Below are 24,488 nucleotides of genomic sequence, written 5' to 3'. Positions count from 1 at the left end.
GTGAGGCCGCGTGAGCTTCTGGGAGTATCTGGCCGACCGGCACCAGCAGTTGCTCGCGGATGCCTGGCAGCACGCCTCCGCGGTGCTCCAGTGCATGGTCGCGGCCACCGCGCTGGGCGTGCTGATCGGCGTCGCCGCCTACCGCAGCGACTGGGCGGGCAGCCTGGCGACCACCGCCGGCTCGACCCTGCTGACCGTCCCGTCGCTCGCCATGATCGGCCTGCTGATCCCGGTCGTCGGCCTCGGTGTGGCCCCCACGGTGATCGCCCTGACGCTGTACGGGCTGCTGCCGGTCGTCAGGAACGCGATCGTCGGGCTGCGCGGGGTCGACCCCGACCTGGTGGACGCGGCCCGGGGCATCGGGATGTCCCGCCGGGCCCGGCTGCTGCGGGTGGAGCTGCCGCTCGCCTGGCCGCCGATCCTGACCGGCATCCGGGTCGCCACCCAGATGCTGATGGGCATCGCGGCCATCGCCGCCTACGCCTCCGGACCCGGCCTCGGCAACGAGATCTTCCGCGGGATCGCCTCGCTGGGCAGCGCCAACGCCCTGAACCAGGTGCTCGCGGGCACCCTGGGGATCATCGTCCTGGCCCTGCTGTTCGACGCCGCGTACGTCCTCCTCGGCCGGCTGACCATTCCCAGGGGGATCCGTGCCTGAGCTGTCCACCACGGGGGCGGCCATCGATCCGGAGCACCCCTGGCGGCCGCCCACGACCGGCGTCGCGGCCACCGGCGCCTACACCTCCGGCCCCACGCCTGTCCTGACCGGACCGCCCGCCTCCGGGGGGACCGTGTCTGAGACGTCCACGACCGAGGCCGCCACCGCACCCGAGACCACCCCGACCGGCATCACGGCCACCACCGCCCACCCCTCCGGCCCCACGTACGCCCTGACCGGACCGCCCACCCCCGGGGAACCCGCGCCTGAGACGCCCACGACCGAGGCAGCCACCGAGCCCGAGAACCCCTGGCCGCCGCCCCCGACCGACATCCCGGCCACCGGCACCTACACCTCCGGCCCCACGTGCGCCATGACCGGACCGCCCGCCTCCGGGGGGACCGTGTCTGAGACGCCCACGACCGAGGCCGCCACCGCGCCCGAGACCACCCCGACCGGCATCACGGCCACCACCGCCCACCCCTCCGGCCCCACGCCTGTCCTGACCGGACCGCCCGCCTCCGGGGGGACCGTGTCTGAGACGCCCACGACCGGGGCGACCACCGCGCCCGAGACCACCCCGATCGGCATCACGGCCACCACCGCCCACCCCTCCGGCCCCACGCATGCCCTGGCCAGACCGCTCATCCCTGGAGGGGACCGTGTCTGAGACGTCCACGACCGGGGCCGCCATCGAGTTGGAGAGCCTCACCAAGCAGTACCCCGGCAGCCCGCACCCGTCGGTCGACCACGTGAGCATGACCGTCGAGGCGGGCGAGACGGTGGTTCTGGTCGGGCCGTCGGGCTGCGGGAAGTCCACGACGCTGAAGATGATCAATCGGCTGATCGAGCCGACCGGCGGCCGCATCCGCATCGACGGCGAGGACGTCACCGGCATGGACCCGGTGCGGCTGCGCAGGAGGATCGGGTACGCCATCCAGTCCTCCGGGCTCTTCCCCCACCTGACCGTCGCCCAGAACATCGCACTGGTGCCGAGGATGGCCGGCTGGCCGAAGTCCAGGGTCCGGGAACGGGTGGCGGAGATGCTCCACCTGGTCGGACTGGACCCCGGCGAATTCCAGGACCGCTATCCGCGCCGGCTCTCCGGGGGTCAGCAGCAGCGCGTCGGCGTGGCGCGGGCGCTGGCGGCCGATCCGCCGGTGCTGCTGATGGACGAGCCGTTCGGCGCGGTCGACCCGGTCACCCGCGACCACCTCCAGGACGAGCTGCTCAGGCTCCAGCGGGAACTGCGCAAGACGATCGTCTTCGTCACCCACGACTTCGACGAGGCGATCAAGCTGGGCGACCGGATCGCGGTGCTGCGCGAGCGTTCCCGCATCGCCCAGTTCGACACCCCGGAGGCGATCCTCACCGACCCGGCGGACGAATTCGTCTCCGGCTTCGTGGGCGCGGGCGCCGCCCTGAAGCGGCTGAACCTCACCCGCGTACGGGACCTGAGGGTCGGGAGCTGCCCGACGGCGACCGTGGACACCCCGCTTCAGGAGGTCCTCGGCAGGCTGCGCGGCAGCGGCACCACCGAGATCCTCCTGCTCGACCGGCACCGCCGCCCCCACAAGTGGCTCAGGCGCCGAGACCTGATGCGGGCCCGCGGTTCGCCGGCCCGCGCGGGCAGACCGGTGCGGCACACGGTGACCCGGGAGGCGACGCTGCGGGACGCGCTGGAGGCGGTGCTGAGGAGCGACTCGGGGCGGGTTCCGGTGACGGGACGGCACGGCGTGTACGAGGGCGTGGTGGACATGGAGACGCTGATGAACCGCGTGCGTGAACTGCTGGACGCCGACCGCGTCAACGCCCTGGAGCACCGGAGCGGGTGGCCGCGTGACGGGGAGCGGGCGAGGTGATCACGGCCGAGGTGGAGCGACCGGCGGAACCGGGAGGCGCGGCGGAGCCGCGGGGAGCCGCGCCGCCGACGCGGCCCGCCGGGAGGCGGTTCACCTGGCAGCAGCTGACGCTCGTACCCGCGTTCCTCGTCGCGGTGCTGCTGGCGACCTGGCTGTGGTTCCGGCAGGCGCACCTGGACGCGGTCTCGGCGAACGCCCTGTCGAACGGTCAGGTCTCCAAGGCCCTGTGGCAGCACATCGAGCTGACCGTGATCTCGACCTTCTTCGTCCTGGTCATCGCCGTCCCGCTGGGCGTGCTGCTGACCCGTGCGACCTTCCGGCGGGCCGGCCCGGTGGTGACGGCCCTCGCCAACGCGGGCCAGGCGACACCCGCGATCGGCCTCCTGGCCCTGCTGGTGATCTGGCTCGGCATCGGCCGGAGGGCGGCCCTGGTCGGCATGATCGCCTACGCCGTCCTGCCGGTGCTGGCCAACACCGTCGCGGGCCTGAGGGCCAACGACCCGACCCTGCTGGAGGCGGCCCGCGGCATCGGGATGTCCCCGCTCGGCGTGCTGACCCGGGTGGAACTGCCGCTGGCCGTCCCGCTGATCCTCGCGGGCGTCCGTACGGCCCTGGTCCTCAACGTCGGCACGGCGACCCTGGCCACCTTCGGGGGCGGCGGCGGTCTCGGCGTGCTGATCACCGCCGGCATCACCAACCAGCGCATGCCGGTGCTGGTGCTGGGCGCGGTGCTCACGGTCGTACTGGCCCTGCTGGTGGACTGGCTGGCCTCGCTGGCCGAGGTGCTGCTGCGGCCACGGGGGCTGGAGACGGGGAGTTGAGACGGCTCGCCGCTCCGCTGGCCGCCGGCGCGCTGCTCGTGGCCTCCGGCTGTGGCCTGAGCAGCGGCTCCCCCATGGCCGACGACGTCGGGCCCGGCTCGCTCGGACGGGGCGAGCCGCTCAAGGGCGCCCGTCTCACCGTGACCTCCAAAGCGGACACGGAGAGCCTCATCCTCGGCGCGATGGCGGGGATCGCCTTCCGGGCGGCCGGTGCGGACGTCCTGGACCGGACCGGCATCCAGGGTTCCATCGGCAGCCGGGAGGCGGTCAGGGGCGGGGACGCGGACGCCATGTACGACTACACGGGCACCGCCTGGATCACGTACCAGGGCCACAGCGAGCCCATCCCCGACCCGCACAAGCAGTGGCAGGCGGTACGCGACGCCGACCTGCGCAACGGGCTGACCTGGCTGCCGCCGTCCCGGCTGAACAACACCTACGCGCTGGCCATGAACCGCGCCGCCTTCAGGAAGTACGGCACCCGGACGCTGTCCGACGTGGCCGCGCTGTCCCGGTCGCGTCCCGGGGCGGTGACGCTGTGCGTGGAGGGCGAGTTCGCCAACCGGACGGACGGGCTGCGGGGCATGCAGCGGGCGTACGGCATGCGCGTGCCGGCCAAGGACATCACGCAGATGGACACCGGGATCATCTACACCCAGGTGGCGAAGGGGAGTTGCACGTACGGGGAGGTCTTCACCACCGACGGCCGCATCAAGGCGATGGACCTGGTGGTGATGGAGGACGACCGGAAGTTCTTCCCCGACTACAACGCGGCCCCGGAGATCAACTCCCGGACCCTGAAGCGGTGGCCGGCCATCGCGGGCGTACTGGACCCGGTCACGAGGAGGCTCGACAACACGGTGGCGCGGGAGCTGAACGCGAGGGTGGACGTGGGCGGGGAGGATCCGCATCAGGTGGCGTTGGAGTGGCTGCGGGCGGAGGGGTTCGTGCGGTAGGCGCGCGCCGCTGACGCAAAGGAGTCGATGCAAAGAAGACGATGCAAAAGACCTGTTGCAAAGAAGACTTTGCAAGTCTACCTTTGTACGCATGACGGAGCACGAAGAGCGGAAGTACCGGCGCCTGGATGCCCACGCACTGCGCGGCCTCGCCCACCCGCTGCGGATGCAGCTGCTGGCCGCACTGCGGCAGCGCGGCCCGGCCACCGCATCCCAACTGGCCTCGCGGCTCGGCGAGTCGAGCGGCGCGACCAGCTACCACCTCCGTCAACTCGCCGCACACGGCTTTGTCGAGGACGCCCCGGAGCAGGGCAAGGGGCGGGAGCGCTGGTGGCGGGCCGTGGAGGAGGGGGTGGACTTCGACGGTACCGAGTTCGAGGGCGCCGGCCCCGAGGTGCGGGGGGCAGTCGAGATGTTCCTGCACGAGATCGCGCACACCCATGCCCGGGAGCTGTCCACCTGGCTCGGCACCCGTGACCACTGGCCCAAGGCCTGGCAGCGCGCCACCGACATGAGCGACATGACGCTACGGCTGACGCCCGAACTCGCCGCCGAACTCACCCACAAGGTGCACGACCTGATCGACGACTACCGCAACCGCGTGCCCGACGCGGACACCCCCGGCGCCGAGCAGGTGCGCGTTCACACGCACCTCTTCCCCATCGAAACCGACTGAGACGAACCGAGAGGCTTCCCCATGTACACGCATGTCTTACTCTCCCAGCACCACATGGCCGAACTCCGCGCCCAGGCCGATGCCTACCGCCTCGCCGCCCAGGCCCCCGCCGCCAGGCGCCCCGGTGTACTGCGCACCCGCCTCGGCTGGACCCTCGTGGAGGTCGGCCTGCGTCTCGCGGCCACGCGCGAGCCGTCCCCGGCGATGGCCTAACAGCTCGACGATGGCCTAACAGCTCGGTACGGAGCCCTTCCCCTTCTCCAGGGCCACCAGGGAGTTCACCGCTCCCTTCAGCGTGGTCACCGGAACCAGCCTGAGCCCCTTCGGCAGCTCACCCTTGGCGTCGGCGCACTCGGCCTTGGGGACCAGGAAGACGGTCGCCCCGTCCCGCCGGGCGGCCTGCGTCTTGAGGCCCACACCGCCGACCGCGCCCACCGTGCCGTCGGCGTCGATCGTGCCCGTACCGGCGATGGTGCGGCCACCCGTCAGGTCGCCGCCGCTGCCGTCACCGTGCAGTTTGTCGATGATCCCGAGGGAGAACAGCAGTCCCGCGCTGGGCCCGCCGACATCGGCGAGCTTGAGGGTGACCTTGACGTCCTTGCTGTTCAGGCTCAGGTACTTCAGCGCCGCCTCGGTCGCCGCGTCCTGGGACTGCTGCATCTGCTCGATGTTGTGCTTCTCGATCTCCTTGACGGTGTCGCCGCCCGGGTAGACCGCGTCGCGCGGCATGACCGCGCGGTCCGTGCGGAACCAGTTGTCGAGCACCTCGCCCAGCGACACGCGCGTGTCCGGAGAGGTCGCCACGATCGTCGTCATCCGCAGCTGCCCGCTCGTCGCGCGGGTCGGCGCGCCGGAGACGGTGATCACGGCGGTGCCCTTGTTCTTGCCCAGCACGTTCGCCGTCATCCCCGGCTGCGCCACCGAGAACGGCAGCGGCGCGAAGACCGCGGTGGCGATCAGGGCTACGACGGGGGTGGCGCAGACGGCGACGGCCTGGAGGCGCGTGAGACGAGAGAGCACAGGTTCAATCTACGGGACGAGCACTTCCGGCCACGGCCCGGTCAGCCCACGTCAGCCCGCGTCAACCCGCGTACAAGTCCCGTCGCGCCCGTATCCGCGCCCCGCCAGGTTCAGCGCAGGGCTTCCGCGACCTCCCTCGCCGCGTCGACGACCCGCGGCCCCACCCGCTCCGGCACGGCGTCCGCGAGCATCACGACACCCACACTGCCCTCGACCCCCGTGACCCCGAGCAGTGGAGCCGCGGCCCCGCTGGCCCCGGCCTCGAGCTCCCCGTGCGTCAGGATGTACCCCGGCTCCGCCGACGGCGACTGCCGCGCGGAGAGTATCGCCCTGCCGGCGGCTCCCCGGTCCAGCGGATGCCGGAACCCCGCCCGGTACGCCACGTGATAGTCCGTCCACGTCGGCTCGACCACCGCGACGGCCAGCGCCTCGCTGCCGTCCACCAGGGTGAGATGCGCGGTCGCCCCTATGTCCTCCGCCAGCGACCGGAGCGCGGGCAGCGCGGCCTCCCGTACCAGCGGATGCACCTGCCGCCCCAGCCGCAGCACCCCGAGCCCCACCCGGGCTCGTCCGCCCAGGTCACGGCGTACGAGGGCGTGCTGTTCGAGCGTGGCGAGCAACCGGTACACAACGGTCCGGTTGACGCCCAGTTTGGTGGAAAGCTCGGTGACGGTCAGCCCATGGTCCGTGTCGGCCAGCAGCTTGAGGACACGCAGTCCCCGGTCGAGCGTCTGAGAGGTCTCCGCGGTCACGACGCCCACTCCTTAGTGGTGAGGTCGGCAACCCCTGCGCGGCGGATGCGTCACCGAGTCCCGTCAGCGACGCGCTTCAGAGGCCGCCGATCGGCAGGACGGCCCGGCGGCTCCGGGCCCAGTCGCTTCACGGCTGCGCTCCGCGGCGGCGCTGCCACGGGGCGTGTGCGTAGCGGGACAGTAGCGAAGCCGGTTCGCTGAGCGGAAGCCTCCGTCCAGAATCCGGGCATCGTCCGACATGACCTGCGACCTTCGTCCGGATACGTACGGCGCGCCCCGGGCGCCGCACGCCCCGTCACTTCATCCGTGTCGCCCACTCCTGCACCTTGGCGATCCGCTGCCGCAGCTGACCGGCCGTCGCCTCGGCGCTCGGCGGGCCGCCGCACACGCGCCGCAGCTCGGTGTGGATCACCCCGTGCGGCTTGCCGCTCTGGTGCACATACGCGCTGACCATGGTGTTGAGCTGCTTGCGCAGCTCCATCATCTCCTTGTGCGAGACCACCGGCCGCCGCTCGGCGGGCAGCTCCAGCAGGTCGGCCTCGGTGTCCGGCTTCTTGCGGCTGTGCGCGATCTGCCGGGCCTGCCTCTTCTGGAGCAGCATCTGCACCTGGTCGGGTTCGAGGAGCCCGGGGATGCCGAGATAGTCCTGCTCCTCCTCGCTCCCCGGGTGGGCCTGCATGCCGAACTCGGCGCCGTCGTACAGCACCCGGTCGAAGACGGCCTCGGACTCCAGCGCCTCGAAGGAGAACTGCTCCTGCTCGCCGGTGTCCTCGTCCTGCTCCTTGTTCGCCTCGTCCATCTCCTTCTCGGACTCGGCGTACGGGTCCTCCTCGCCCTCCTTCTTCGGCTTGTCGAGGGCGTGGTCGCGTTCGACCTCCATCTCGTTGGCGAAGGTGAGCAGGTCGGGGACGGTCGGCAGGAAGACGGAGGCGGTCTCGCCGCGGCGCCGGGACCGTACGAAACGCCCGACGGCCTGGGCGAAGAAGAGCGGGGTGGAGATGGTGGTGGCGTACACGCCGACCGCGAGCCGGGGCACGTCGACGCCCTCGGACACCATGCGGACGGCCACCATCCAGCGGTCCTCGTTCCCGCTGAAGTCGTCGATCCGCTTCGAGGCGCCGGCGTCGTCGGACAGCACGAGCGTGGCCTTGCTGCCGGTGATCTCCCGGATCAGCTTGGCGTACGCGCGCGCCGAGTCCTGGTCGGAGGCGATGACGAGGGCGCCCGCGTCCGGGATGGCCTTCCTGACCTCGGTCAGCCGCTGGTCGGCGGCGCGCAGCACGGCGGGCATCCATTCGCCGCGCGGGTCGAGCGCGGTGCGCCAGGCCTGGCTGACGGCGTCCTTGGTCATCGGCTCGCCGAGCCGGGCGGCGACCTCGTCACCGGCCTTCGTGCGCCAGCGCATGTTGCCGCTGTAGGAGAGGAAGATGACGGGCCGGACGACGTGGTCGGCGAGCGCGTTGCCGTACCCGTACGTGTAGTCGGCGGCGGACCGCCGGATCCCGTCCTGCCCCTCCTCGTACGTCACGAAGGGGATGGGGTTGGTGTCGGACCGGAACGGCGTACCGGTGAGCGCGAGCCGCCGGGTGGCCGGCTCGAACGCCTCCAGGCACGCCTCGCCCCAGGACTTGGAGTCGCCGGCGTGGTGGATCTCGTCGAGGATGACGAGCGTCTTGCGCTGCTCGACCCGGTTGCGGTGCAGCATCGGCCGCACGCCGACACCGGCGTACGTCACCGCGACGCCCTGGTAGTCCTTGCCCAAGGGCCCCGCGCTGTACTCGGGGTCGAGCTTGATGCCCACCCGCGCGGCCGCCTCCGCCCACTGCTTCTTCAGGTGTTCGGTCGGCGCGACCACGGTCACCTGCTGCACGACGTGATGGTGCAGCAGCCAGGAGGCGAGCGTCAGCGCGAAGGTCGTCTTGCCGGCACCGGGCGTGGCGACGGCGAGGAAGTCACGCGGCTGCTCCTGGATGTACTTCTCCATGGCCCCCTGCTGCCAGGCACGCAGCTTGCTGGCGGTACCCCATGGGGCGCGGCCGGGGAAGGCGGGAGAGAGGTGGTGGTTGTGCGTGGAGGAAGCGGCGGTGGTAGTCACGGTCTCCGTGCGGGGGTTGGGCGGCTCGGCTGGGTATGACAACCGGGCCACCCTACCGGCGGCCCGGCGGTGCCCATGCGCGGACGAGGGCGGGTCGGGGTGGGTGGGATCCACGTCACAGCACGCGGAGTCGCGCGGCGATCACGGCGACGTCGCTCTCCTTTCCCGAGGCCACATCGATGACCAGGTCGTACGCCGTGTCCTGGTCGACGGCGGCGAGATCGACGCCGTTGAGGGCGAGGAAGGTGGCGGTGGCGAGCCAGGCGGTGCGCTTGTTGCCGTCCACGAGGGGGTGGTTCGTGGCGAGGGCGTGCAGCAGTGCGGCCGCCTGTTCGTACAGGTCCTCGTAGGCCGCCGTACCGAACATGCGGGCGCGCGGCCGGTGCACAGCCGATGCGAGCAGCCCCGGCTCGCGCGTCTCGGGCGCCCGGCCGCCGAAGGCGATCTCGGCGAGGGCGGTGACGTCGGCGACGGTCAGGTGACGGGTCACTCGCCCAGCCTCCTCAACAGGTCGGCGTGCGCCCCGGCCAGCCGCTCCGCGACGGCCCGTACGGCCAGGGCCTCCTCGCGGAGACACCTGTGCACGGCCTCCAGCACCACCTCTTCCGCGGAGCGGTCCTGCGCGTCCGCGAGGTCGTCGAGGGCCTGACGGGTGGCGGGGTCCAGGGAGACGGTCAGTTGGTGCATGCGGAGGAGAGTAGGGGCGGGGCCACGGCTCGGCGACCGGTTTACGGCGGCTCAGCGCTCCCGCAAGCGCGTCGTCACCCAGGCCCCCACCAGCGCCACCCCGGCCATCGGCAGGAACACCGCGGCGAAGGCGGCCGGGTGGGTGCCGGAGGCGGTCGTGGCCTGCGCCGCCGTGGTGGCCGCCGTACTGCCGCCGCCCAGGGTCGCGAAGGCGGCGCCCGCCGCCGCGAGCAGGACGACGTTGGCGAGGGCGTCGGAGATCTGGAGGGCGGCAGAGTTGGCGCCGGCCTCCTCAGGGGCGGAGAGCTGGAGCAGGAGCACGCTGGTGGACGAGATGACCAGCCCCATGCCGAAGCAGCCGAAGGCCCAGGCAACGGCCGGCGTCCAGGCCGGCACGGAGTGGACCAGCACGCTCGGCGCGGCGGCGACGGCGGCCGCCACCAGCACCATCCCGACGGTCATCAGCCGCTCCCGGTACGGCTCCACGCGCACCCGCGACTGCACCCAGGAGGCGAGCGCCCAGGTCCCCCCGCCCGCCGCGAGCGAGAGGCCGGCCAGGGTCGGGGACAGCCCCCGCTGGGTGACCAGCATCAGCGGCACGAAGGACTCGGCGGCGATGAAGGAGCCGGCGGCCACCCCGCGCAGCAGCACGACCGACGGCAGTCCGCGCGCCGCCCGGTAGGTGCCGCGCGGGAGCAGTCCGAGCACGGCCGGTACGAGCAGTGCGGCGCCGGCGGCACCGGGCAGCAGGGAGATCCACCGCAGGTCCTGCGCGGCGTACTGGAGCAGCCCCGCGCCGAGGGAGATTCCGAGTGCGAGCCGGATGCGGCGCCGGTCGAGAGCGGCGACCGCGCCTGCCTCGACGGGTCCTCCGGCCCGCCGCCGTATCTGCGGCAGCGCGAGCCCCAGCGGGAAGACGACCAGCACCGGGATGCCGAGGAACACCCACCGCCAGCCGAGGTGCTCGGTCACCGCACCCGCCGCCAGGGGGCCCACGACCGACGGCACGACCCAGCTCGCCGCGAACGCCGCCATGATCGCCGCCCGCAGCCGCTCGGGATAGGCCCGGCCGACGACGACGTACAAGGCCACGATCACGAGTCCGCCGCCGAACCCCTGGACGGCCCGCCCCACGATGAACATCCACATCGTCCCGGCGGTCCCGGCCACCACCAGCCCGGCCGCGAAGGCCCCGATCCCGGTGGTCAGCGCCCCCACCGGTCCCCGCCGGTCGGACCACTGCCCGGAAAGCACCATCCCGAACAGACTCGTCGTGAAGTACCCCGAGAACGCGAACGCGTACAGCGACACCCCGCCCAGCTGCCGCGCGGCGACCGGCATCGCCGTACCCACCGCGGTCGCCTCGAAGGCGATCAGCAGCACGACCGACACGATCCCGATGCTCAGCGCGCGGTAGGACCGCCCGAGGACCGTGTCCTCCGGGCTGTCGACAAGGGTGTCGGCGACTCCGGTGTCGCGTCGTTCAAGGGCAGCCATGGTCGCCAGCGTAAGGTGCGCAGCTCGGTTTGACCCCTGTCCGAAGTCGCCCTCGACCTGCGACCTTGGTCGTACGCCCCGTACCCCCCGGCCTGCCCCGCCCCCCTTTCATGAACGGCGTGTGGCAGTCCTATTGCAGCCCCGGCGATTCCCTTGAGGCCCTCCCGGGGCGACCGTACATTCATTTCACGAACACGGCCGTGTGCCCGAGTGGTTCAGGGACTCGCCTGCGCTGCATCCATCGGCGAGCTCCGCTCGCGGGGAGTCACGTGGGTCCGATTCCCACCACGGCCGTGGGGACGAGATTCAGTCACGGCCGTGTGCCCGAGTGGTTTAGGGACTCGCCTGCAAAGCGAGTTACGTGGGTTCGATTCCCGCCACGGCCTCTGGTTGCCTGACCAGGCAAGACAGAAGGGCGGCACCCTCACGGGGGTGCCGCCCTTCTGGCCCTCCGTCTCAGTTCCCGTCTCAGTTGACCATCGCGGGCATCTCCGTCCCGGACGGCTGCGCGATACCCACTGGGCTCAGACAGACATCGCACTCTGGGCCCGAGCCCACGGCGCCTCTACGATGTGCCCCGTGGACTGGGGGACTCTCGCGGGCACAGCGCTCGGTGCCGTTCTGGGTGTCAGCACTACCCTCCTTGGCGAACGGTCACGATGGCATCGGGAGAATACGTCCCGCGAGCGTGCCGCAAAGCAACAGCTGTACGGCGAATACCTTGCGGCACTCTGGCTGACGAGACATCGGCTACGAGACCTGAAGCGAAGCGCCGGGATCATCAGGGAAGAACGCATCAAGCAGGCAGGGGAGATCCTTGGGTCCGCCAATGCCTTTCAGCTCCTCTATCAGATGCACATCATGGCGCCCGAGCCTCTGAGTGACGCGGCCGAGCAAGCCTTCTTGAGGCTCCGAAACCTACGAGATCGCTTCGATGAGCACGACGTGACTACAGATCCAGAATGGTCCGCGACTCAGGCAGCGTTGGGTGAAGCTCTTGAGGCCCTCCGGCACGCCATGCGTGCAGACCTTACTTCTCTCTAGGCTCACGAAGTGAGGCGAGCCATCTCACGAGGGATGCCCCAGCTCAGCTCTTCGCCACCTGACTGACACGTATGCCAGCCGTACCATCGCCGCCGTCCCGCCGGTCTGCTTCGGGTTTCCAGATCAGGCCGTCCACCTGCCGTGCGATGTCTGTCCGCACGGCATCCACCATGTGCTGATAGCGGGCGGCCATGGCCGTGGTCGACCACCCCATGAGGCCCATGACGGCCCGCTCGGGGACACCGAGGATGAGTAGGACCGTGGCGGCCGTGTGGCGCGCGTCGTGCAAACGCCCGTCCCGCACTTCCGCCTCTGTCAGGAGAACTTTCCACTCGGTCCAGTCCCGGCGGTGGGACGGGCTACGGCCGTATTCGTCCGGGAAGACCAAGCTGTTGTCCTCCCAGCGCTTCCCGGCCACCGTTCGCTCCACTCCCTGCGCCTTGAGGTGCGCACCGGTGGTGGACAACTCCGGGTTGGTTCGTCGCCTCTGAGGGCAGTACCCGGCGGCCTTGCGTCCGCAGGGCTCCGTACACCCGTGGGCGTACTGCGGGCGGTGGCGACTACGGCGGACAACAGGGAATCCACCCTCAAGGTCCACGTCGTCCCACGTCAGCCCCAGCGCCTCCCCTTGACGCAGTCCGAGGGCGAGCGCGACGGCCCGTCGTGCGGAGTCGCGGTGCCGGTCAGCGGCCTTCAGCAATCGCTGTACCTCTTGGACGCTGTAGGGCTCCACCTCGCAATCCCCCGCCGCCGATGCCTTGGCCAACAGGACAGGGTTCTTGCCGAGGTGACCGTGCACGTTGAGGCACCTTCCGCGCGGGGAATCACTGCCCGCCGAATATTTGCCCAATGCCCATTTGGCATCCGAAATCCCAAGGCTGACACTTCCTGGGCGGCGGGGGGCAAACCCTTACCTTGACCCATTCGCAGCCGTTGTAGATTGTGCATTGAAGGTGCGTCTCGTAGTGGCAACCGGCGGCAGATTGCGCGCACGGTTTCACTTGCGGTGTCGCTTGTGCCGTGCCGCTCGGCATCGCCCAGCCACCTAATATCAGAACGGCAGCACCAGCGGCGGTCGCGGCACGAGCCATTGTCCTCCTGATCATTGCAGGCTCCAGCAGCTAATGGGGTATTGCGTATCGGCTTTCTGGGTCCCCAGGAGACTCGACCGAGGGCGCCGCGAGCGGCCATTCATGGCTTGTCCGACATGGCGGAAGCAAGCTCGTCACAAACCAGTGTGACTCGCTGTCTCTCGTGCTGCAATCTCGGGTGTCCCTGCGAGAGGTTTCACATTCGACTATCGAGGCGTCACCAAGAGTTGGGCTCGCAGGTTCCGTCCTGCAAGTCCGTTGCGAACAGCGGCGTCTGGGCGCCCACGTGCCCCGTCTCAGTTTCCGTCTCGTTCGTCGCCAGTGGGTTCGATTCCCGCCATGGCCTCTGGTGTCTTGACCAGGCCAAAAGAAAAGGGCCGGTAAGACGGACGGCGAGAACTGCGAGTCCATGCAGTCCTACAACCCCAGGGCGAAGAAGGACCAGTTCACTCCCGCGGCATACAGCCAGTACGTCAGAGCACGCCGCCCGCTTCGTCCTGGAAGAGTTCCGTCCAGTAGTGCCAGTCGGCGTCGGTCGTGGTGCCGGTGGGGTCTACGGATGCCAGGGTGTGGATCATGGCTGCGGCCAGTTGGTCGTAGGCCTCGGTGGTCAGTTCGTGGTTCAGGTGGTCGTCGATGGTCCGCTCGTGGTGCAGCAGCCAGAGGGTGAAGGCGAGGGTGGAGACGTCCGTGTTCAGCGGGTACAGGGTCGCCTCGGGCTCGCTGTAGTTCAGGACCGCGCCCGTCGTGCCGTCGACCACCAGGCTGTTGTCCTCGACGAGGTGGCCGAGGCGTATGAGGCGGTCGGCATGGGCGGGGAGGTCCTCCAGCGGGTAGTCGTCGGGGCGTTCCGAGGTGAAGTACTCGGTCAGCGTGGGGAGGGGGACGTCCGTGTCCAGGTGGAAGAGGACCGCGTCCTCGGGCAGGCCGGTCTCGCGCAGGAAGCGGCGCGTCGGCCCGTGGGTGAGCGTGACGGGGAAGTCGACCTCCTCGAAGCGGGCCACCCGGCCCTGGCCGAACTCCTGGTCCAGCAGCCGGCCGGGGAGGTCCAGGGCGAGGCCGGAGTCCGTGCCGGGGCCCGCGACCAGGGCGAGGGGGCGGATCAGCGCGGCCGCCTTCCAGTACGGCGGGATCTCACCGTCCGTGCCCTCCTCGAAGAGGGCGAGGAGGCGGCGGGACGCCTCGGTGGCGGCCTTGGTGCCGTAGCGGCCCGCGTAGGCGGCGAACTCGCCGCGCAGACCAGCCAGTTCCTCGGTGACGGAGGCGAACCGCACGAGTGCCTCGAGCGAGGGCGCGAACGGGCGGCTGTCCATCGCGTCGAAGAGGAACGTGGTCGTGATCTCGCCCGTGCCGCCGTCGAGGAGGAGGGATTCCGGGTCCATGCCCGCCGGGTTGAGCAGTGCGCCTATCACCAGCCGGTCCCGCAGGTTCTCCGCCGGGTCGTCCGTGGCCTGCGCCAGCGTGCGCAGCCCGTCCGTGCGCAACGGCTCGAAGGTCAACAGGCCGCCACCGGCGGGCAGTCCGGGGCCGGTCAGCCAGTGGCGCGTCGGCGCGTGCGTGACGTACGGACCGAGGTCGTCCTCGGTCAGGGTGATCGCCGCGACACCGGCATCGGTCGTGCTCATCGCTCCCCCGCGATTTCAGTCGTACCTGGTACGTCCCGTCGGAGCGGCCAGGAGCAGCCGTCCCCCACTGCTCAGCACACTACGCCGCCCCACTGACAACGCGCCCCGGGAAAAGGACGCCAGGCGCCCCGGGCCCGTTCCGCCACGACCTCGGGCGCCGGGGTGAGCACGATCACGTACAGCGGGCGGGCGGACGTCAGGTGAGGTAGATCCCGCCCAGTACCACCACGACCGCCGCCACCACGAACAGCAGGATCCACAGCAGCAGCTTGCCGACCGCGGGCGGTGGTTCGTAGCGCGGCTGCTCCTGGGGCTCCTGTTCGCTCACTGGCCGGTCACCACCGCGGCCTGGGGGCGGATCGGGAGGCGGTTGACCGGGCGGCCGGTCGCCGCGCGGACGGCGGAGGCGATGGCCGCCGGGGAGGTGACCACCGGTACCGCGCTGACCGCCTTGGCGCCGAAGGGGGCGACCACGTCGCGTTCCTCGACCAGTTTGACGATCTGGATGTCGGGGGCGTCCAGGGCCGTGGGCAGCGCGTACCCGGTGAGGTCGGGGTGGCGGATCAGGCCGCGCGGGGTGCGCAGGTTCTCGGTGAGCGCGATGCCGACGCCCTGGGTGACGCCGGCCTCGATGCGGGCGGTGAGCTGCGCCGGGTTGAGCACGCGGCCCACGTCCTGGGCCACGGCCAGCTCCACGACCCGTACCGAGCCGAGTTCGATGTCGACGTCCACCACCGCGCGGATCGCGCAGAAGGCCAGGCCCACGAAGGCGTCGCCCTGGCCGGCGGCGTCCAGCGGTTCGGTGGGGTGCGGGCGGCACTGGGCCGTCGCCCAGAGTTCCTTGCCGTCCAGCGCCTCGGTGACGGTGGTGGACAGCACGCCGTCGTACGAGGTGATCTTGCCGTCGGTGATCTGGAGCAGCTCGGTCGACATGCCGAACTTGTGTGCCAGGGGTTGCAGCAGTTGGGTGCGGACCATCTTCGCCGCCCGTTCCACCGCGCCGCCGGACACCCAGGTGTGCCGTCCGCGGCAGCTTCCGCCGGCCGGGGGCTGGTCGGTGTCGACGGGTGCCACGTGGACCTCGTCGATGCCGAGGGTCTCCTGGACGATCTGCCGGGCCAGGGTCGTGAAGCCCTGGCCCGTCTCCACGGCCGCGCACAGGACCGTGGCGATGCCGTCGTGGACCTTCACCGTCGCCGTGGAGACCTCGTCGGCGCCCTCCGCGCCGAGCATGTGCACCATGCCCAGGCCGTAGCCGACGCCGCGGCGCACCGCACCCGGTTCGCCCGCGCCCTCGGGGCCGCCGGGCAGCAGCCACTCGTCCTCGGGTGTGTCCTTGGGCAGCGCGGGGAGCGGGAAGTCGCGTACCGCCTGGAGGAGTTCGGCGACGGGGGCCGGGCAGGTCACCGTCTGGCCGATCGGGAGGACGTCACCGGTCGCGAGCGCGTTGCGCAGGCGCAGTTCCGCCGGGTCCAGTGCGAGCTTCTTGGCGAGCTTGTCCATCTGCGCCTCGTAGGCGGCGCACACCTGCATGGCGCCCTCGCCGCGCACGTGGCCGGAGGGCGGGTTGTTGGTGCGGACGGCCCAGCCCTCGATGAAGGCGTTCGGGACGACGTACGGGCCGCAGGCGAAGGAGACGGCGGCGGCCAGGGACTCCGCGGAGGTGTCGGCGTACGCGCCCGCGTCGAGGAGGATCTGGGCCTCGACCTTGACCAGCTGGCCCTCGGTGTCGGCGTGGTGCCGGTACCGGAGCAGGGTGGGGTGGCGGTGGGTGTGGCCGAGGAAGGACTCCTCGCGGGTCGCCGTCAGCTTCACCGGGCAGCCGGTCTTGAGGGCGAGCAGGCCGAGCGGGAGCTGGAAGCCCTGGTCCTCGCGGTCGGCGGTGGCGCCCGGGACGCCGGTGACGACGATCTTCACCCGTTCGGGGGTCAGGCCGAAGACGGCGGCGGCCGTGTTGCGGTCGCTGTGCGGGTCGGTGGAGGCCAGGTAGAGCTCCACTCCGCCGTCGGGGCGGGGCACGGCGAGGCCGGCCTCCGCGCCGATGGGGGCGGGGTCCTGGCGGCCGATGCGGTACAGGCCCTCGACGACGATCTCGCCCTGCGCGTCCGGGTCGCCGTGGCGCAGCGGGATGTGCCGGATCAGGTTGCCGTCGGGGTGCAGCGGTTCGGCTTCGAAGGCCTGCTCCGGGTCGGTCACCGGGTCGAGCACCTCGTACTCGACGATGACGGCCGCCGCGGCCATCCGCGCGGTGTCCGGGTGGTCGGCGGCGACGGCGGCGATGGGCTCGCCGTGGTGGCGTACGACCTCGGAGGCGAACACCGGGCGGTCGGGGGTGCCCCGGCCGTGGCGCGGGGTGCCGGGGACGTCCTCGTGGGTGACGACGGCCCGTACGCCGGGCATCTCGCGCGCGTGGGAGGTGTCGATCGACACGATGCGCGCGTGCGCGTGCGGGGAGCGCAGTACGGCCGCCCAGAGCAGGCCCTCGGCCCACAGGTCGGCCGCGTACGGGAAGGTGCCCTCGGTCTTGGCGCGGGCGTCGGCCGCGGGCAGGGAGACGCCGAGGCCGTGCGGCAGCGGTTCGGCGGCGGGGGCGGGCTCCGCGGCGGGGGTCGCGGTGGCGGAATCGTTGCTCACGCCTGGCCTCCGTCCTGGCCGTAGTGCTGGTCGTGCGGTACGGGACCGCCGAAGACCCCTCCGGAACCACCGAAGGTCCCCGGTGAGTCGAAGGCCGACGCGTTGACGCCGCCGGCTCCCGGGCCCGCCTGGTGCGGAATGCGTACGCCGTCCGTGTCCGTGTCCGACTCGGCGGCGGCATGCGCCTCGCGTTCGGCGACGACCTCCTGGACGGCGTCCAGGACGCCCCGGTAGCCGGAGCAGCGGCACAGGTTGCCGCACAGCGCCTGGCGGGCCTCCAGGTCGGTCGGGGCCGGGTTGCCCTCCAGCAGGTCGTGCACGGTCATCGCCATGCCGGGGACGCAGAAACCGCACTGCACCGCACCGCAGTTGGCGAGGGCCCGCTGTACGTCGGAGGGCCGGCCGTCGGCCGCGAGGCCCTCCACGGTGCGCACCTCGCTGCCGGCGGCGGTGACGGCGGGCACCAGGCAGGAGGCGACGAGCCGTCCGTCGACCTGGACGTTGCAGGCCCCGCACTCGCCCTGCGAGCAGCCGTCCTTGGCCCCGGCGAGCCCGAGGCGCTCGCGCAGCACGTACAGCAGCGACTCGCCGATCCAGGCGTCGGTGACGGGGCGGTCGGCGCCGTTGACGCGCAGGACGTAGGAGGCGAGGGGGTGTTCGTCGTGCGCGGCGGGCGGGGGCGCCTCCTCGGCTTCCCGCGCCGCGTCCTGGGCTGTCTGCGTGGCGTCGGGTGTGGCCGCGGGGCCGTCGCCCGTGACGGCCTCTTCGGCGGCCTCCGGCTCGGGGCCGGTGTCCACGTCCGTCTCGGGGGCCGCGGGGGGCTCAGCGAGCCTCTCAGGGGCCTCTGCGGCCTCCTGTGCCTCCGGGGGCGCCTCGGCCGGCCCGGCGGCTTCGGCCTCGGGTGCCTGCCCGGCCGGCGGCCCGGCGTACGGCGTGCCGGGCCGGAATCCCTCGTGGGCGGGCTGCCCCACCGGCTGTTCGCCGTCCGGCTCGTGTTGCCGCCCCCAGGGCTGACCCGCCGTCTCCGTCGCCCAGGGGGCGGGGGCGCCGCCCGGGAGGGTGGCCGGTGCGTTGCCGCCCCACTGCTCGACCAGGGAGGTTGTGGTGAACTCGCCCGATTCGTCCGGAAGGTCGCCGCCGGCGACGGGGATGGACCACTCCCCGGTCACATCGTGCCCGGGGGCCGAACCGGCGGGCGCGGGCCCGTCGAAGGTCCACTGCTGTGTGGTGGCGGGGTTGTACGCGAACCGGTCGTCCGCCCCGGTGTTCCCGCCCTGCGGTACGGCGTTCGGGTCGGGCCACCGGGCGCCGGCGTCCGGCACCGCCCAGGTGCCGCCGGCCGCCGGGTCGGCGCCGGGGTCCACACCGGGGGCCACCGTTATCTGCGGCGGCACGTAGCCGTGTCCGGGCGCGGCCAGGAGGGCGTCGATACCGCCCTCGGGGAGCTTCACGAAGGCGGTGGCCCCGTCGTCGTAGTCGCCCTGGGGCAGCGGGTCCCAGCGTCCACCGCCCTGGGACGTGCCCTCCGCGTGCTGGTCGTCGGTCACGACAGCGCCCTCCCCAGTGCTCGTCGGGCCAGCGCGGCGACAGTGCGCCGCAGGTGCAGTACGGCGGGCGGAAGCTGCGGTACGGAGCCGTCCTGTTCCGGCGCCGGATCCGGGATGCAGGCCGCGGCGACGTACTCGCCGAAGGCGTTCAGTGCCTCGGGGACGATCGCGCGGTCGTTGTCCCAGTCGATGAGCCGGGCGACCCACTGCTCGGCCTCCAGGGGCCGCAGCGGCATCGGCGCCACGGCGCCCACCGCGCACCGCACTCCGCGTCTGGCCGGGTCGAGGACCAGCGCCACGGAGGCGATCGAACGGCCGGGCCCGGTCCGCCCGGTGGCCTTCAGGAAGACCTGCGGGGCGTGCAGCAGCGGCACGCGCACGTAGCCGATGAGTTCACCGCCGCGCAGCATGTCGACCCCGGCCAGCAGGTGTGACACCGGGATCTCCCGGCGGACCCCGCCCTGGCCCGCGATGATCAGCGTCGCCTCCAGGGCGGCCAGGACCGGCAGCGCGTCACCCGCGGGCGCGGCCGAGGCGATGTTGCCGCCCAGGGTGCCCGCGTTGCGGATGTGCGGCGGGCCCGCGGCGCGCGCGGCGGCGGCGAGCGCCGGGATGAGGGCCGCGAAGTCGGGGCGGCCCATGCGCGCGTGCGTGAGGCCGGCGCCGAGCAGTGCGTGGCCGTCCAGGTACTGCCAGCCGCGGATCTCACTGATCCGGCCGAGGCCCACCAGGGCGGCGGGCCTGAGCTGTCCGGAGTTGACGGCGGCCATCAGGTCGGTGCCGCCCGCCACCGGCACGGCGGTGGGCATGGCGGTGAGCGCCGCCACGGCCTCGTCCAGCGTCGTGGGCAGCGTGACGGCCTGCGCCGCCTGCGGTGCGTGCGTGGTCAAACCGGCTGCCCCTTCCACTGCCCCACCTGGTCCCACCTGTGTTGCCGTACGGTACGTGCTGACAGGGCGGACGTGGCAACTCTGGCACATCTTCGCAGGGCCGTAACGCGTGGGTCCGCTAGGAGGCATTGGGGGCTTTTCCGCCACCTTCACCCACTTGTCCAGTTTCGTCTACCCGTTCGGGGGCGGGCCCTCGATCGGGCGCCCGAGCACGCCCGGCCGCCGCTGCCACGGCCGGGGCCCGGCCGGCGGGCGGTAGGCGACGCCCAGGGCGTCGAGCCTGCGGTAGTGGGCGGCCATCCGGCGCTCGAAGCCGTCGAAATCCCGTTCCGCCGGGGCGGGCAGGGCGCTCCAGGCCACCTCGGCGAAGGCGGCGAGCCGCGGAAAGGCCTGGTAGTCCACGCGCGCGGAGTCCTCCATCACCTCCGTCCACACGTTGGCCTGGGTGCCCAGCACACGGCGCGCCTCCTCCTCGGTGAGCTGCGGTGGAACCGGCTCGAAGCGGTAGACGTCCTCCAGGGTGCGCACGAAGCCGATCGGCACGGGTTCGTCCGCGCCGGCGTCCTGCCGGTGGTCCAGGTACACGTACTGCTCGGGGCACATCACGACGTCGTGGCCGGCCCGCGCCGCGGCGATCCCGCCGCCGTACCCGCGCCAGGACGAGACGGCCGCGCCGTCGGCGAGTCCGCCCTCGAGGATCTCGTCCCAGCCGATGAGTCTGCGTCCGCGCGCGGAGAGCCACTTCGCGAAGTGGCCGATGAACCAGGACTGGAGTTCGTCCTCGTCCGCGAGACCGAGTTCCTTGATGCGGGCCTGGGCGGTGGCCGACAACCGCCACTGCTCCTTGGGGCATTCGTCGCCGCCGATGTGGATGAACTCGGACGGGAAGAGGGCGAGTACTTCCTCGAACACCGTCTCGTAGAAGCGAAGGGTGTCGTCAGTGGGGGCGAGTACGTTCGGATTGACCCCCCAGGTGTCCCAGACGGAAAGGGCGGTGGTGTCGATGACGTCGGTGTTGCCGAGCTCGGGATACGCGGCGATGGCGGCCTGCGAGTGGCCCGGTACGTCGATTTCCGGGACCACGGTGATATGCCGCTCGGCGGCGTAGGCGACGATCTCCCGGATGTCGTCCTGGGTGTAGTGGCCGCCGTGCGGCTTCTCGTCCCACAGCGGTGAGGCCCGATGTCCGAATTTCGTCCGCGTCCGCCAGGATCCGGTCCCGGTCAGTTCCGGATACCGCTCGATCTCGATGCGCCAGCCCTGGTCGTCCGTCAGATGGAGGTGGAGGACATTGAGTTTGTGCGCGGCCAGGAGATCCAGATAGCGCAGCACGCCGTCCTTGGGCATGAAGTGCCGTGCCACGTCGAGCAGGAGGCCGCGCCAGCGGAAGCGCGGTGAGTCCTCGACGATCCGGTGCGGGATCACATGGCTGGCGTCCGGGCGCACGGGAGCGCGCCGGAAGGCGTCGGGGCCGAGCAGCTGACGCAGGGTCTGGGCGCCCCAGAAGACCCCGGCCGCGTCGCCGCCGCGGATCTCGACGCCCCGGTCCGCGACGACGCCGAGCCGGTACGCCTCCGGCTCCAGCGTGTCGTCCAGGCGCAGGCGTACGGAATTGCGCGCGTCCTGCGGCCCCGGCGGCAGGGGCAGGCCGAGGGCGGCGCCGAGCGTGGCGCGCAGCCAGCGCTCGGTGGTGCCGGTGCCCGGGGCGGCCCACAGGGTGGTGTCCCGGTCGAGTGTGACGGCGCGGCCAGTCGGGCCGTCGTCGATGGTGCGCGGTGCCGGAATCAGTTCGCTCACGTCAGCCCTCGTCCCCCGGTCGCCGGAACGGCCGGTCGCCGAAGCGGTCGTTGCAACATGCGCAACGTCCGTTTCACACATCACAACACCAGGAAGGCTAGAGGCGCGTCGACACGCCGACAAGAGGTCTCGACCACTTCCCCGCGCGGGCGCACGAAAGCCCCCGGGGTGTGTCACACACCCCGGGGGCCTCGCCGACGGCTACCTGCCGCTACTTGTCCTTGCCACCCTCGTCGCCGCCGCTGCCCATGGAGTCGTAGATCTCCTTGCACATCGGGCACACGGGGTACTTCTTCGGGTCACGGCCCGGCACCCACACCTTGCCGCACAGCGCTACGACGGGGGTGCCGTCGAGGGCGCTCGCCATGATCTTGTCCTTCTGGACGTAGTGGGCGAAGCGCTCATGGTCGCCGTCACCGTGGGACACCTGCGGCGTCGGCTCAACGAGGGTCCCCGTACCAGTCCCGCGCTCGGGCTCGAGAGTGCTCATACGCCCCAGGGTACTGAAGCTCACACGCATCAGTTGAGCGTAGGGTCGTCCGGATAGGTGGCCACCATCGCCAGCTCGCTGCGCTGGCGGCGCAGGACCTCGCGCCAGAGTGTTTCCGGGGACGGGGACGAGACGTCGCCGGGCTCGGATTCGACGACGTACCAGGCACCCTCCACCAGCTCGTCCTCCAGCTGGCCGGGGCCCCAGCCGGCGTAACCGGCGAAGATCCGCAGGGAGCCGAGGGCCGAGGCGAGCAGCTCCGGCGGGGCCTCCAGGTCGACGAGCCCGATCGCGCCGTGCACCCGGCGCCAGCCGAGCGGGGTGCGGTCGCTGTTGGCGCCGCCGGGGATGACCGCGACGCCGAGCGCCGAGTCCAGCGACACCGGGCCGCCCTGGAAGACCACGCCGGGCTCGCCGGTGAGATCGGCCCAGCCCTCCAGGATGTCGCCCACGTCCACCGGGGTGGGGCGGTTGAGGACGACGCCGAGCGAGCCCTCCTCGTCGTGGTCGAGAAGGAGCACCACCGCACGGTCGAAGTTCGGGTCCGCCAGGGCGGGCGTTGCCACGAGCAGCCGCCCTGTGAGCGAGGACACCTCGGTCATGCCAGACATGATCTCGCATCTTCCCTTCGCATGGGGAGCCAATCGATGCCGGGGAGTGAATGCAGCTCAGGGCGCAACGGCGCGCGGCCGAGCGCACGGCCGGGGCGGTGACGGGACGTGGCCGACGGGGAACGGTTCGTGTTGTGACACAGCTATGACCTAGCTGGGCGGTCCTTGGGCTTACGGGAGGGGGGTAATCGGCGATTACCCTGTCTCTCCGGCCCCTGCGCAAAGTGATCGGCCGACCCCTGCCCGACTCATCGGAACGCGAGATACATGACCGTCAACGACGATGTCCTGCTTGTCCACGGCGGCACCCCGCTGGAGGGCGAGATCCGTGTCCGCGGCGCGAAGAACCTCGTGCCCAAGGCCATGGTCGCCGCCCTGCTGGGCAGTGCGCCGAGCCGACTGCGCAACGTTCCGGACATCCGTGACGTGCGCGTCGTACGCGGCCTGCTCCAGTTGCACGGGGTGACGGTCCGTCCGGGTGAGGAGCCCGGCGAACTGGTCCTCGATCCGACGTACGTGGAGAGCGCGAACGTCGCTGACATCGATGCCCACGCCGGTTCGAGCCGCATCCCGATCCTGTTCTGCGGCCCTCTCCTGCACCGTCTCGGCCACGCCTTCATCCCGGGCCTGGGCGGCTGCGACATCGGCGGCCGGCCCATCGACTTCCACTTCGACGTGCTGCGGCAGTTCGGCGCGACGATCGAGAAGCGCGCGGACGGCCAGTACCTGGAGGCTCCGCAGCGGCTGCGCGGTACGAAGATCCGGCTGCCGTACCCGTCCGTCGGCGCGACCGAGCAGGTGCTGCTGACGGCCGTACTCGCCGAGGGCGTCACCGAGTTGTCCAACGCGGCCGTCGAGCCGGAGATCGAGGACCTGATCTGCGTACTGCAGAAGATGGGCGCGATCATCGCGATGGACACCGACCGCACGATCCGCATCACCGGTGTGGACAAGCTGGGCGGTTACACCCACCGTGCCCTCTCGGACCGCCTGGAGGCCGCGTCCTGGGCGTCGGCGGCGCTGGCGACCGAGGGCAACATCTATGTCCGCGGCGCGCAGCAGCGCTCGATGATGACCTTCCTCAACACCTACCGCAAGGTGGGCGGTGCGTTCGAGATAGACGACGAGGGCATCCGCTTCTGGCACCCCGGCGGCCAGTTGAAGTCCATCGCCCTGGAGACGGACGTGCACCCCGGCTTCCAGACGGACTGGCAGCAGCCGCTGGTCGTGGCCCTCACGCAGGCCACCGGCCTGTCGATCATCCACGAGACGGTCTACGAGTCCCGTCTGGGCTTCACCTCCGCGCTGAACCAGATGGGCGCCCACATCCAGCTCTACCGCGAGTGCCTGGGCGGCTCCGACTGCCGGTTCGGCCAGCGCAACTTCCTGCACTCCGCGGTGGTGTCCGGCCCCACCAAGCTCCAGGGCGCCGACCTGGTCATCCCCGACCTGCGCGGCGGCTTCTCCTACCTGATCGCCGCGCTGGCCGCCCAGGGCACGTCCCGCGTCCACGGCATCGAACTGATCAACCGCGGCTACGAGAACTTCATGGAGAAGCTCCAGGAACTGGGCGCGAAGGTCGAACTCCCGGGCAAGGCCCTCGGCTGACCCCACCCCCACCACCACCCGCCCCCGGCCCGAGCAGCCCGCTCCCGGCCGGGGGTCCGGGGGTCGTCCCCCGGGCAGGCACAGCATGGAGAAGCTCCAGGAACTGGGCGCGAAGGTCGAACTCCCC

The 24,488-nt window shown here is 71.6% G+C and carries 22 protein-coding genes, 2 tRNA genes and 1 pseudogene; 10 read left to right on the top strand and 15 right to left on the bottom strand.

Annotated features, from left to right (window positions below; genetic code table 11):
- Positions 1–10: 10 nt before the first annotated feature.
- From ABZ915_RS05200 to ABZ915_RS05170, 7 genes are all read left to right on the top strand, one after another.
- Positions 11–658, top strand: a complete 648-nt coding sequence (locus ABZ915_RS05200; RefSeq protein WP_361796084.1) for an ABC transporter permease — start codon at positions 11–13, stop codon at positions 656–658.
- Positions 651–1,328 (top strand): hypothetical protein, encoded by a 678-nt coding sequence (locus ABZ915_RS05195; RefSeq protein WP_361796081.1) that lies wholly within the window; start codon positions 651–653, stop codon positions 1,326–1,328. Before ABZ915_RS05200 ends, ABZ915_RS05195 begins: the two co-directional genes overlap by 8 nt.
- A complete protein-coding gene (locus ABZ915_RS05190) occupies positions 1,321–2,520 on the top strand; it encodes a betaine/proline/choline family ABC transporter ATP-binding protein (protein WP_361796078.1) in 1,200 nt (399 codons plus the stop codon). The genes ABZ915_RS05195 and ABZ915_RS05190 overlap by 8 nt, the downstream gene beginning before the upstream one ends.
- The gene (locus ABZ915_RS05185; protein WP_361797692.1) at positions 2,520–3,341 is read left to right on the top strand and encodes an ABC transporter permease; all 822 of its coding nucleotides are present in this window, start codon (positions 2,520–2,522) and stop codon (positions 3,339–3,341) included. Before ABZ915_RS05190 ends, ABZ915_RS05185 begins: the two co-directional genes overlap by 1 nt.
- A 74-nt stretch (positions 3,342–3,415) precedes the next feature.
- Positions 3,416–4,297: a glycine betaine ABC transporter substrate-binding protein gene (locus ABZ915_RS05180; RefSeq protein ID WP_361797689.1), complete on the top strand. Its 882-nt coding sequence runs from the start codon at positions 3,416–3,418 to the stop codon at positions 4,295–4,297.
- 91 nt (positions 4,298–4,388) lie between these two features.
- On the top strand, positions 4,389–4,973 hold the full coding sequence (locus tag ABZ915_RS05175; protein WP_361796075.1) for a helix-turn-helix domain-containing protein: 585 nt from the start codon (positions 4,389–4,391) through the stop codon (positions 4,971–4,973).
- 21 nt (positions 4,974–4,994) lie between these two features.
- A complete protein-coding gene (locus ABZ915_RS05170; protein ID WP_361796072.1) occupies positions 4,995–5,186 on the top strand; it encodes a hypothetical protein in 192 nt (63 codons plus the stop codon).
- 15 nt (positions 5,187–5,201) lie between these two features.
- Here ABZ915_RS05170 and ABZ915_RS05165 read toward each other — a convergent pair whose 3' ends face one another.
- The 6 genes from ABZ915_RS05165 to ABZ915_RS05140 form a co-directional block, all read right to left on the bottom strand.
- The gene (locus ABZ915_RS05165; protein WP_361796069.1) at positions 5,202–5,993 is read right to left on the bottom strand and encodes a S16 family serine protease; all 792 of its coding nucleotides are present in this window, start codon (positions 5,991–5,993) and stop codon (positions 5,202–5,204) included.
- Between the two features lie 110 nt (positions 5,994–6,103).
- Positions 6,104–6,745, bottom strand: a complete 642-nt coding sequence (locus ABZ915_RS05160) for a helix-turn-helix domain-containing protein (protein ID WP_361796066.1) — start codon at positions 6,743–6,745, stop codon at positions 6,104–6,106.
- Between the two features lie 295 nt (positions 6,746–7,040).
- Complete coding sequence (locus tag ABZ915_RS05155; protein ID WP_361796063.1) at positions 7,041–8,840, bottom strand: DEAD/DEAH box helicase; 1,800 nt, start codon at positions 8,838–8,840, stop codon at positions 7,041–7,043.
- A gap of 115 nt (positions 8,841–8,955) precedes the next feature.
- A complete protein-coding gene (locus ABZ915_RS05150) occupies positions 8,956–9,330 on the bottom strand; it encodes a type II toxin-antitoxin system death-on-curing family toxin (RefSeq protein WP_361796060.1) in 375 nt (124 codons plus the stop codon).
- A complete protein-coding gene (locus tag ABZ915_RS05145; protein WP_361796057.1) occupies positions 9,327–9,527 on the bottom strand; it encodes a hypothetical protein in 201 nt (66 codons plus the stop codon). The genes ABZ915_RS05150 and ABZ915_RS05145 overlap by 4 nt, the downstream gene beginning before the upstream one ends.
- A 51-nt stretch (positions 9,528–9,578) precedes the next feature.
- A complete protein-coding gene (locus tag ABZ915_RS05140; protein WP_361796054.1) occupies positions 9,579–11,024 on the bottom strand; it encodes an MFS transporter in 1,446 nt (481 codons plus the stop codon).
- A gap of 196 nt (positions 11,025–11,220) precedes the next feature.
- Here ABZ915_RS05140 and ABZ915_RS05135 point away from each other — a divergent pair.
- Positions 11,221–11,318 (top strand) — tRNA-OTHER (locus ABZ915_RS05135).
- A gap of 20 nt (positions 11,319–11,338) precedes the next feature.
- A tRNA-Cys gene (locus tag ABZ915_RS05130) sits at positions 11,339–11,410 on the top strand.
- 701 nt (positions 11,411–12,111) lie between these two features.
- On the opposite strand, the pseudogene ABZ915_RS05125 reads toward ABZ915_RS05130, so the two are convergent.
- From ABZ915_RS05125 to ABZ915_RS05085, 9 genes and pseudogenes are all read right to left on the bottom strand, one after another.
- A pseudogene (locus ABZ915_RS05125) lies at positions 12,112–12,861 on the bottom strand (site-specific integrase); the annotation flags it as partial.
- Between the two features lie 771 nt (positions 12,862–13,632).
- Positions 13,633–14,784 carry an SUKH-4 family immunity protein gene (locus ABZ915_RS05120; RefSeq protein ID WP_361796051.1) on the bottom strand — a complete coding sequence of 384 codons (1,152 nt, stop codon included), beginning with the start codon at positions 14,782–14,784 and terminating at the stop codon, positions 13,633–13,635.
- 196 nt (positions 14,785–14,980) lie between these two features.
- Positions 14,981–15,112, bottom strand: coding sequence for a hypothetical protein (locus tag ABZ915_RS05115; RefSeq protein ID WP_361796048.1), 132 nt, complete (start codon positions 15,110–15,112; stop codon positions 14,981–14,983).
- Positions 15,109–17,418, bottom strand: a complete 2,310-nt coding sequence (locus ABZ915_RS05110) for a molybdopterin cofactor-binding domain-containing protein (protein ID WP_361796045.1) — start codon at positions 17,416–17,418, stop codon at positions 15,109–15,111. Before ABZ915_RS05110 ends, ABZ915_RS05115 begins: the two co-directional genes overlap by 4 nt.
- A complete protein-coding gene (locus ABZ915_RS05105) occupies positions 17,415–18,965 on the bottom strand; it encodes a 2Fe-2S iron-sulfur cluster-binding protein (RefSeq protein ID WP_361796043.1) in 1,551 nt (516 codons plus the stop codon). The genes ABZ915_RS05110 and ABZ915_RS05105 overlap by 4 nt, the downstream gene beginning before the upstream one ends.
- Positions 18,962–19,855, bottom strand: a complete 894-nt coding sequence (locus tag ABZ915_RS05100) for an FAD binding domain-containing protein (protein ID WP_361796040.1) — start codon at positions 19,853–19,855, stop codon at positions 18,962–18,964. The genes ABZ915_RS05105 and ABZ915_RS05100 overlap by 4 nt, the downstream gene beginning before the upstream one ends.
- 171 nt (positions 19,856–20,026) lie before the next feature.
- Complete coding sequence (locus ABZ915_RS05095; RefSeq protein ID WP_361797686.1) at positions 20,027–21,643, bottom strand: beta-N-acetylhexosaminidase; 1,617 nt, start codon at positions 21,641–21,643, stop codon at positions 20,027–20,029.
- Positions 21,644–21,863: 220 nt separating this feature from the next.
- Complete coding sequence (locus ABZ915_RS05090; RefSeq protein WP_310777786.1) at positions 21,864–22,142, bottom strand: DUF3039 domain-containing protein; 279 nt, start codon at positions 22,140–22,142, stop codon at positions 21,864–21,866.
- A 29-nt stretch (positions 22,143–22,171) separates the two neighbouring features.
- Positions 22,172–22,744: a YqgE/AlgH family protein gene (locus ABZ915_RS05085; RefSeq protein ID WP_361796037.1), complete on the bottom strand. Its 573-nt coding sequence runs from the start codon at positions 22,742–22,744 to the stop codon at positions 22,172–22,174.
- 276 nt (positions 22,745–23,020) lie between these two features.
- On the opposite strand from ABZ915_RS05085, the gene murA reads away from it, so the two are divergent.
- On the top strand, positions 23,021–24,361 hold the full coding sequence (gene murA / locus ABZ915_RS05080; RefSeq protein ID WP_361796034.1) for a UDP-N-acetylglucosamine 1-carboxyvinyltransferase: 1,341 nt from the start codon (positions 23,021–23,023) through the stop codon (positions 24,359–24,361).
- The last annotated feature ends 127 nt before the right edge of the window (positions 24,362–24,488 follow it).

Origin of the sequence: Streptomyces sp. NPDC046915 (assembly GCF_040644935.1) — a bacterium.
Lineage (GTDB): Bacteria > Actinomycetota > Actinomycetes > Streptomycetales > Streptomycetaceae > Streptomyces.
This window is presented reverse-complemented; position numbering and strand designations above follow the sequence as displayed.

Bases quoted from the DNA above. Each gene is read 5' to 3' on its own strand.
- ABZ915_RS05180 (WP_361797689.1), top strand. From the start codon at position 3,416: ATGGCCGACGACGTCGGGCCCGGCTCGCTCGGACGGGGCGAGCCGCTC.
- ABZ915_RS05175 (WP_361796075.1), top strand. From the start codon at position 4,389: ATGACGGAGCACGAAGAGCGGAAGTACCGGCGCCTGGATGCCCACGCA.
- ABZ915_RS05170 (WP_361796072.1), top strand. From the start codon at position 4,995: ATGTACACGCATGTCTTACTCTCCCAGCACCACATGGCCGAACTCCGC.
- ABZ915_RS05145 (WP_361796057.1), bottom strand. From the start codon at position 9,527: ATGCACCAACTGACCGTCTCCCTGGACCCCGCCACCCGTCAGGCCCTC.
- ABZ915_RS05140 (WP_361796054.1), bottom strand. From the start codon at position 11,024: ATGGCTGCCCTTGAACGACGCGACACCGGAGTCGCCGACACCCTTGTC.
- ABZ915_RS05120 (WP_361796051.1), bottom strand. From the start codon at position 14,784: ATGAGCACGACCGATGCCGGTGTCGCGGCGATCACCCTGACCGAGGAC.
- ABZ915_RS05090 (WP_310777786.1), bottom strand. From the start codon at position 22,142: ATGAGCACTCTCGAGCCCGAGCGCGGGACTGGTACGGGGACCCTCGTT.
- ABZ915_RS05085 (WP_361796037.1), bottom strand. From the start codon at position 22,744: ATGACCGAGGTGTCCTCGCTCACAGGGCGGCTGCTCGTGGCAACGCCC.
- murA (WP_361796034.1), top strand. From the start codon at position 23,021: ATGACCGTCAACGACGATGTCCTGCTTGTCCACGGCGGCACCCCGCTG.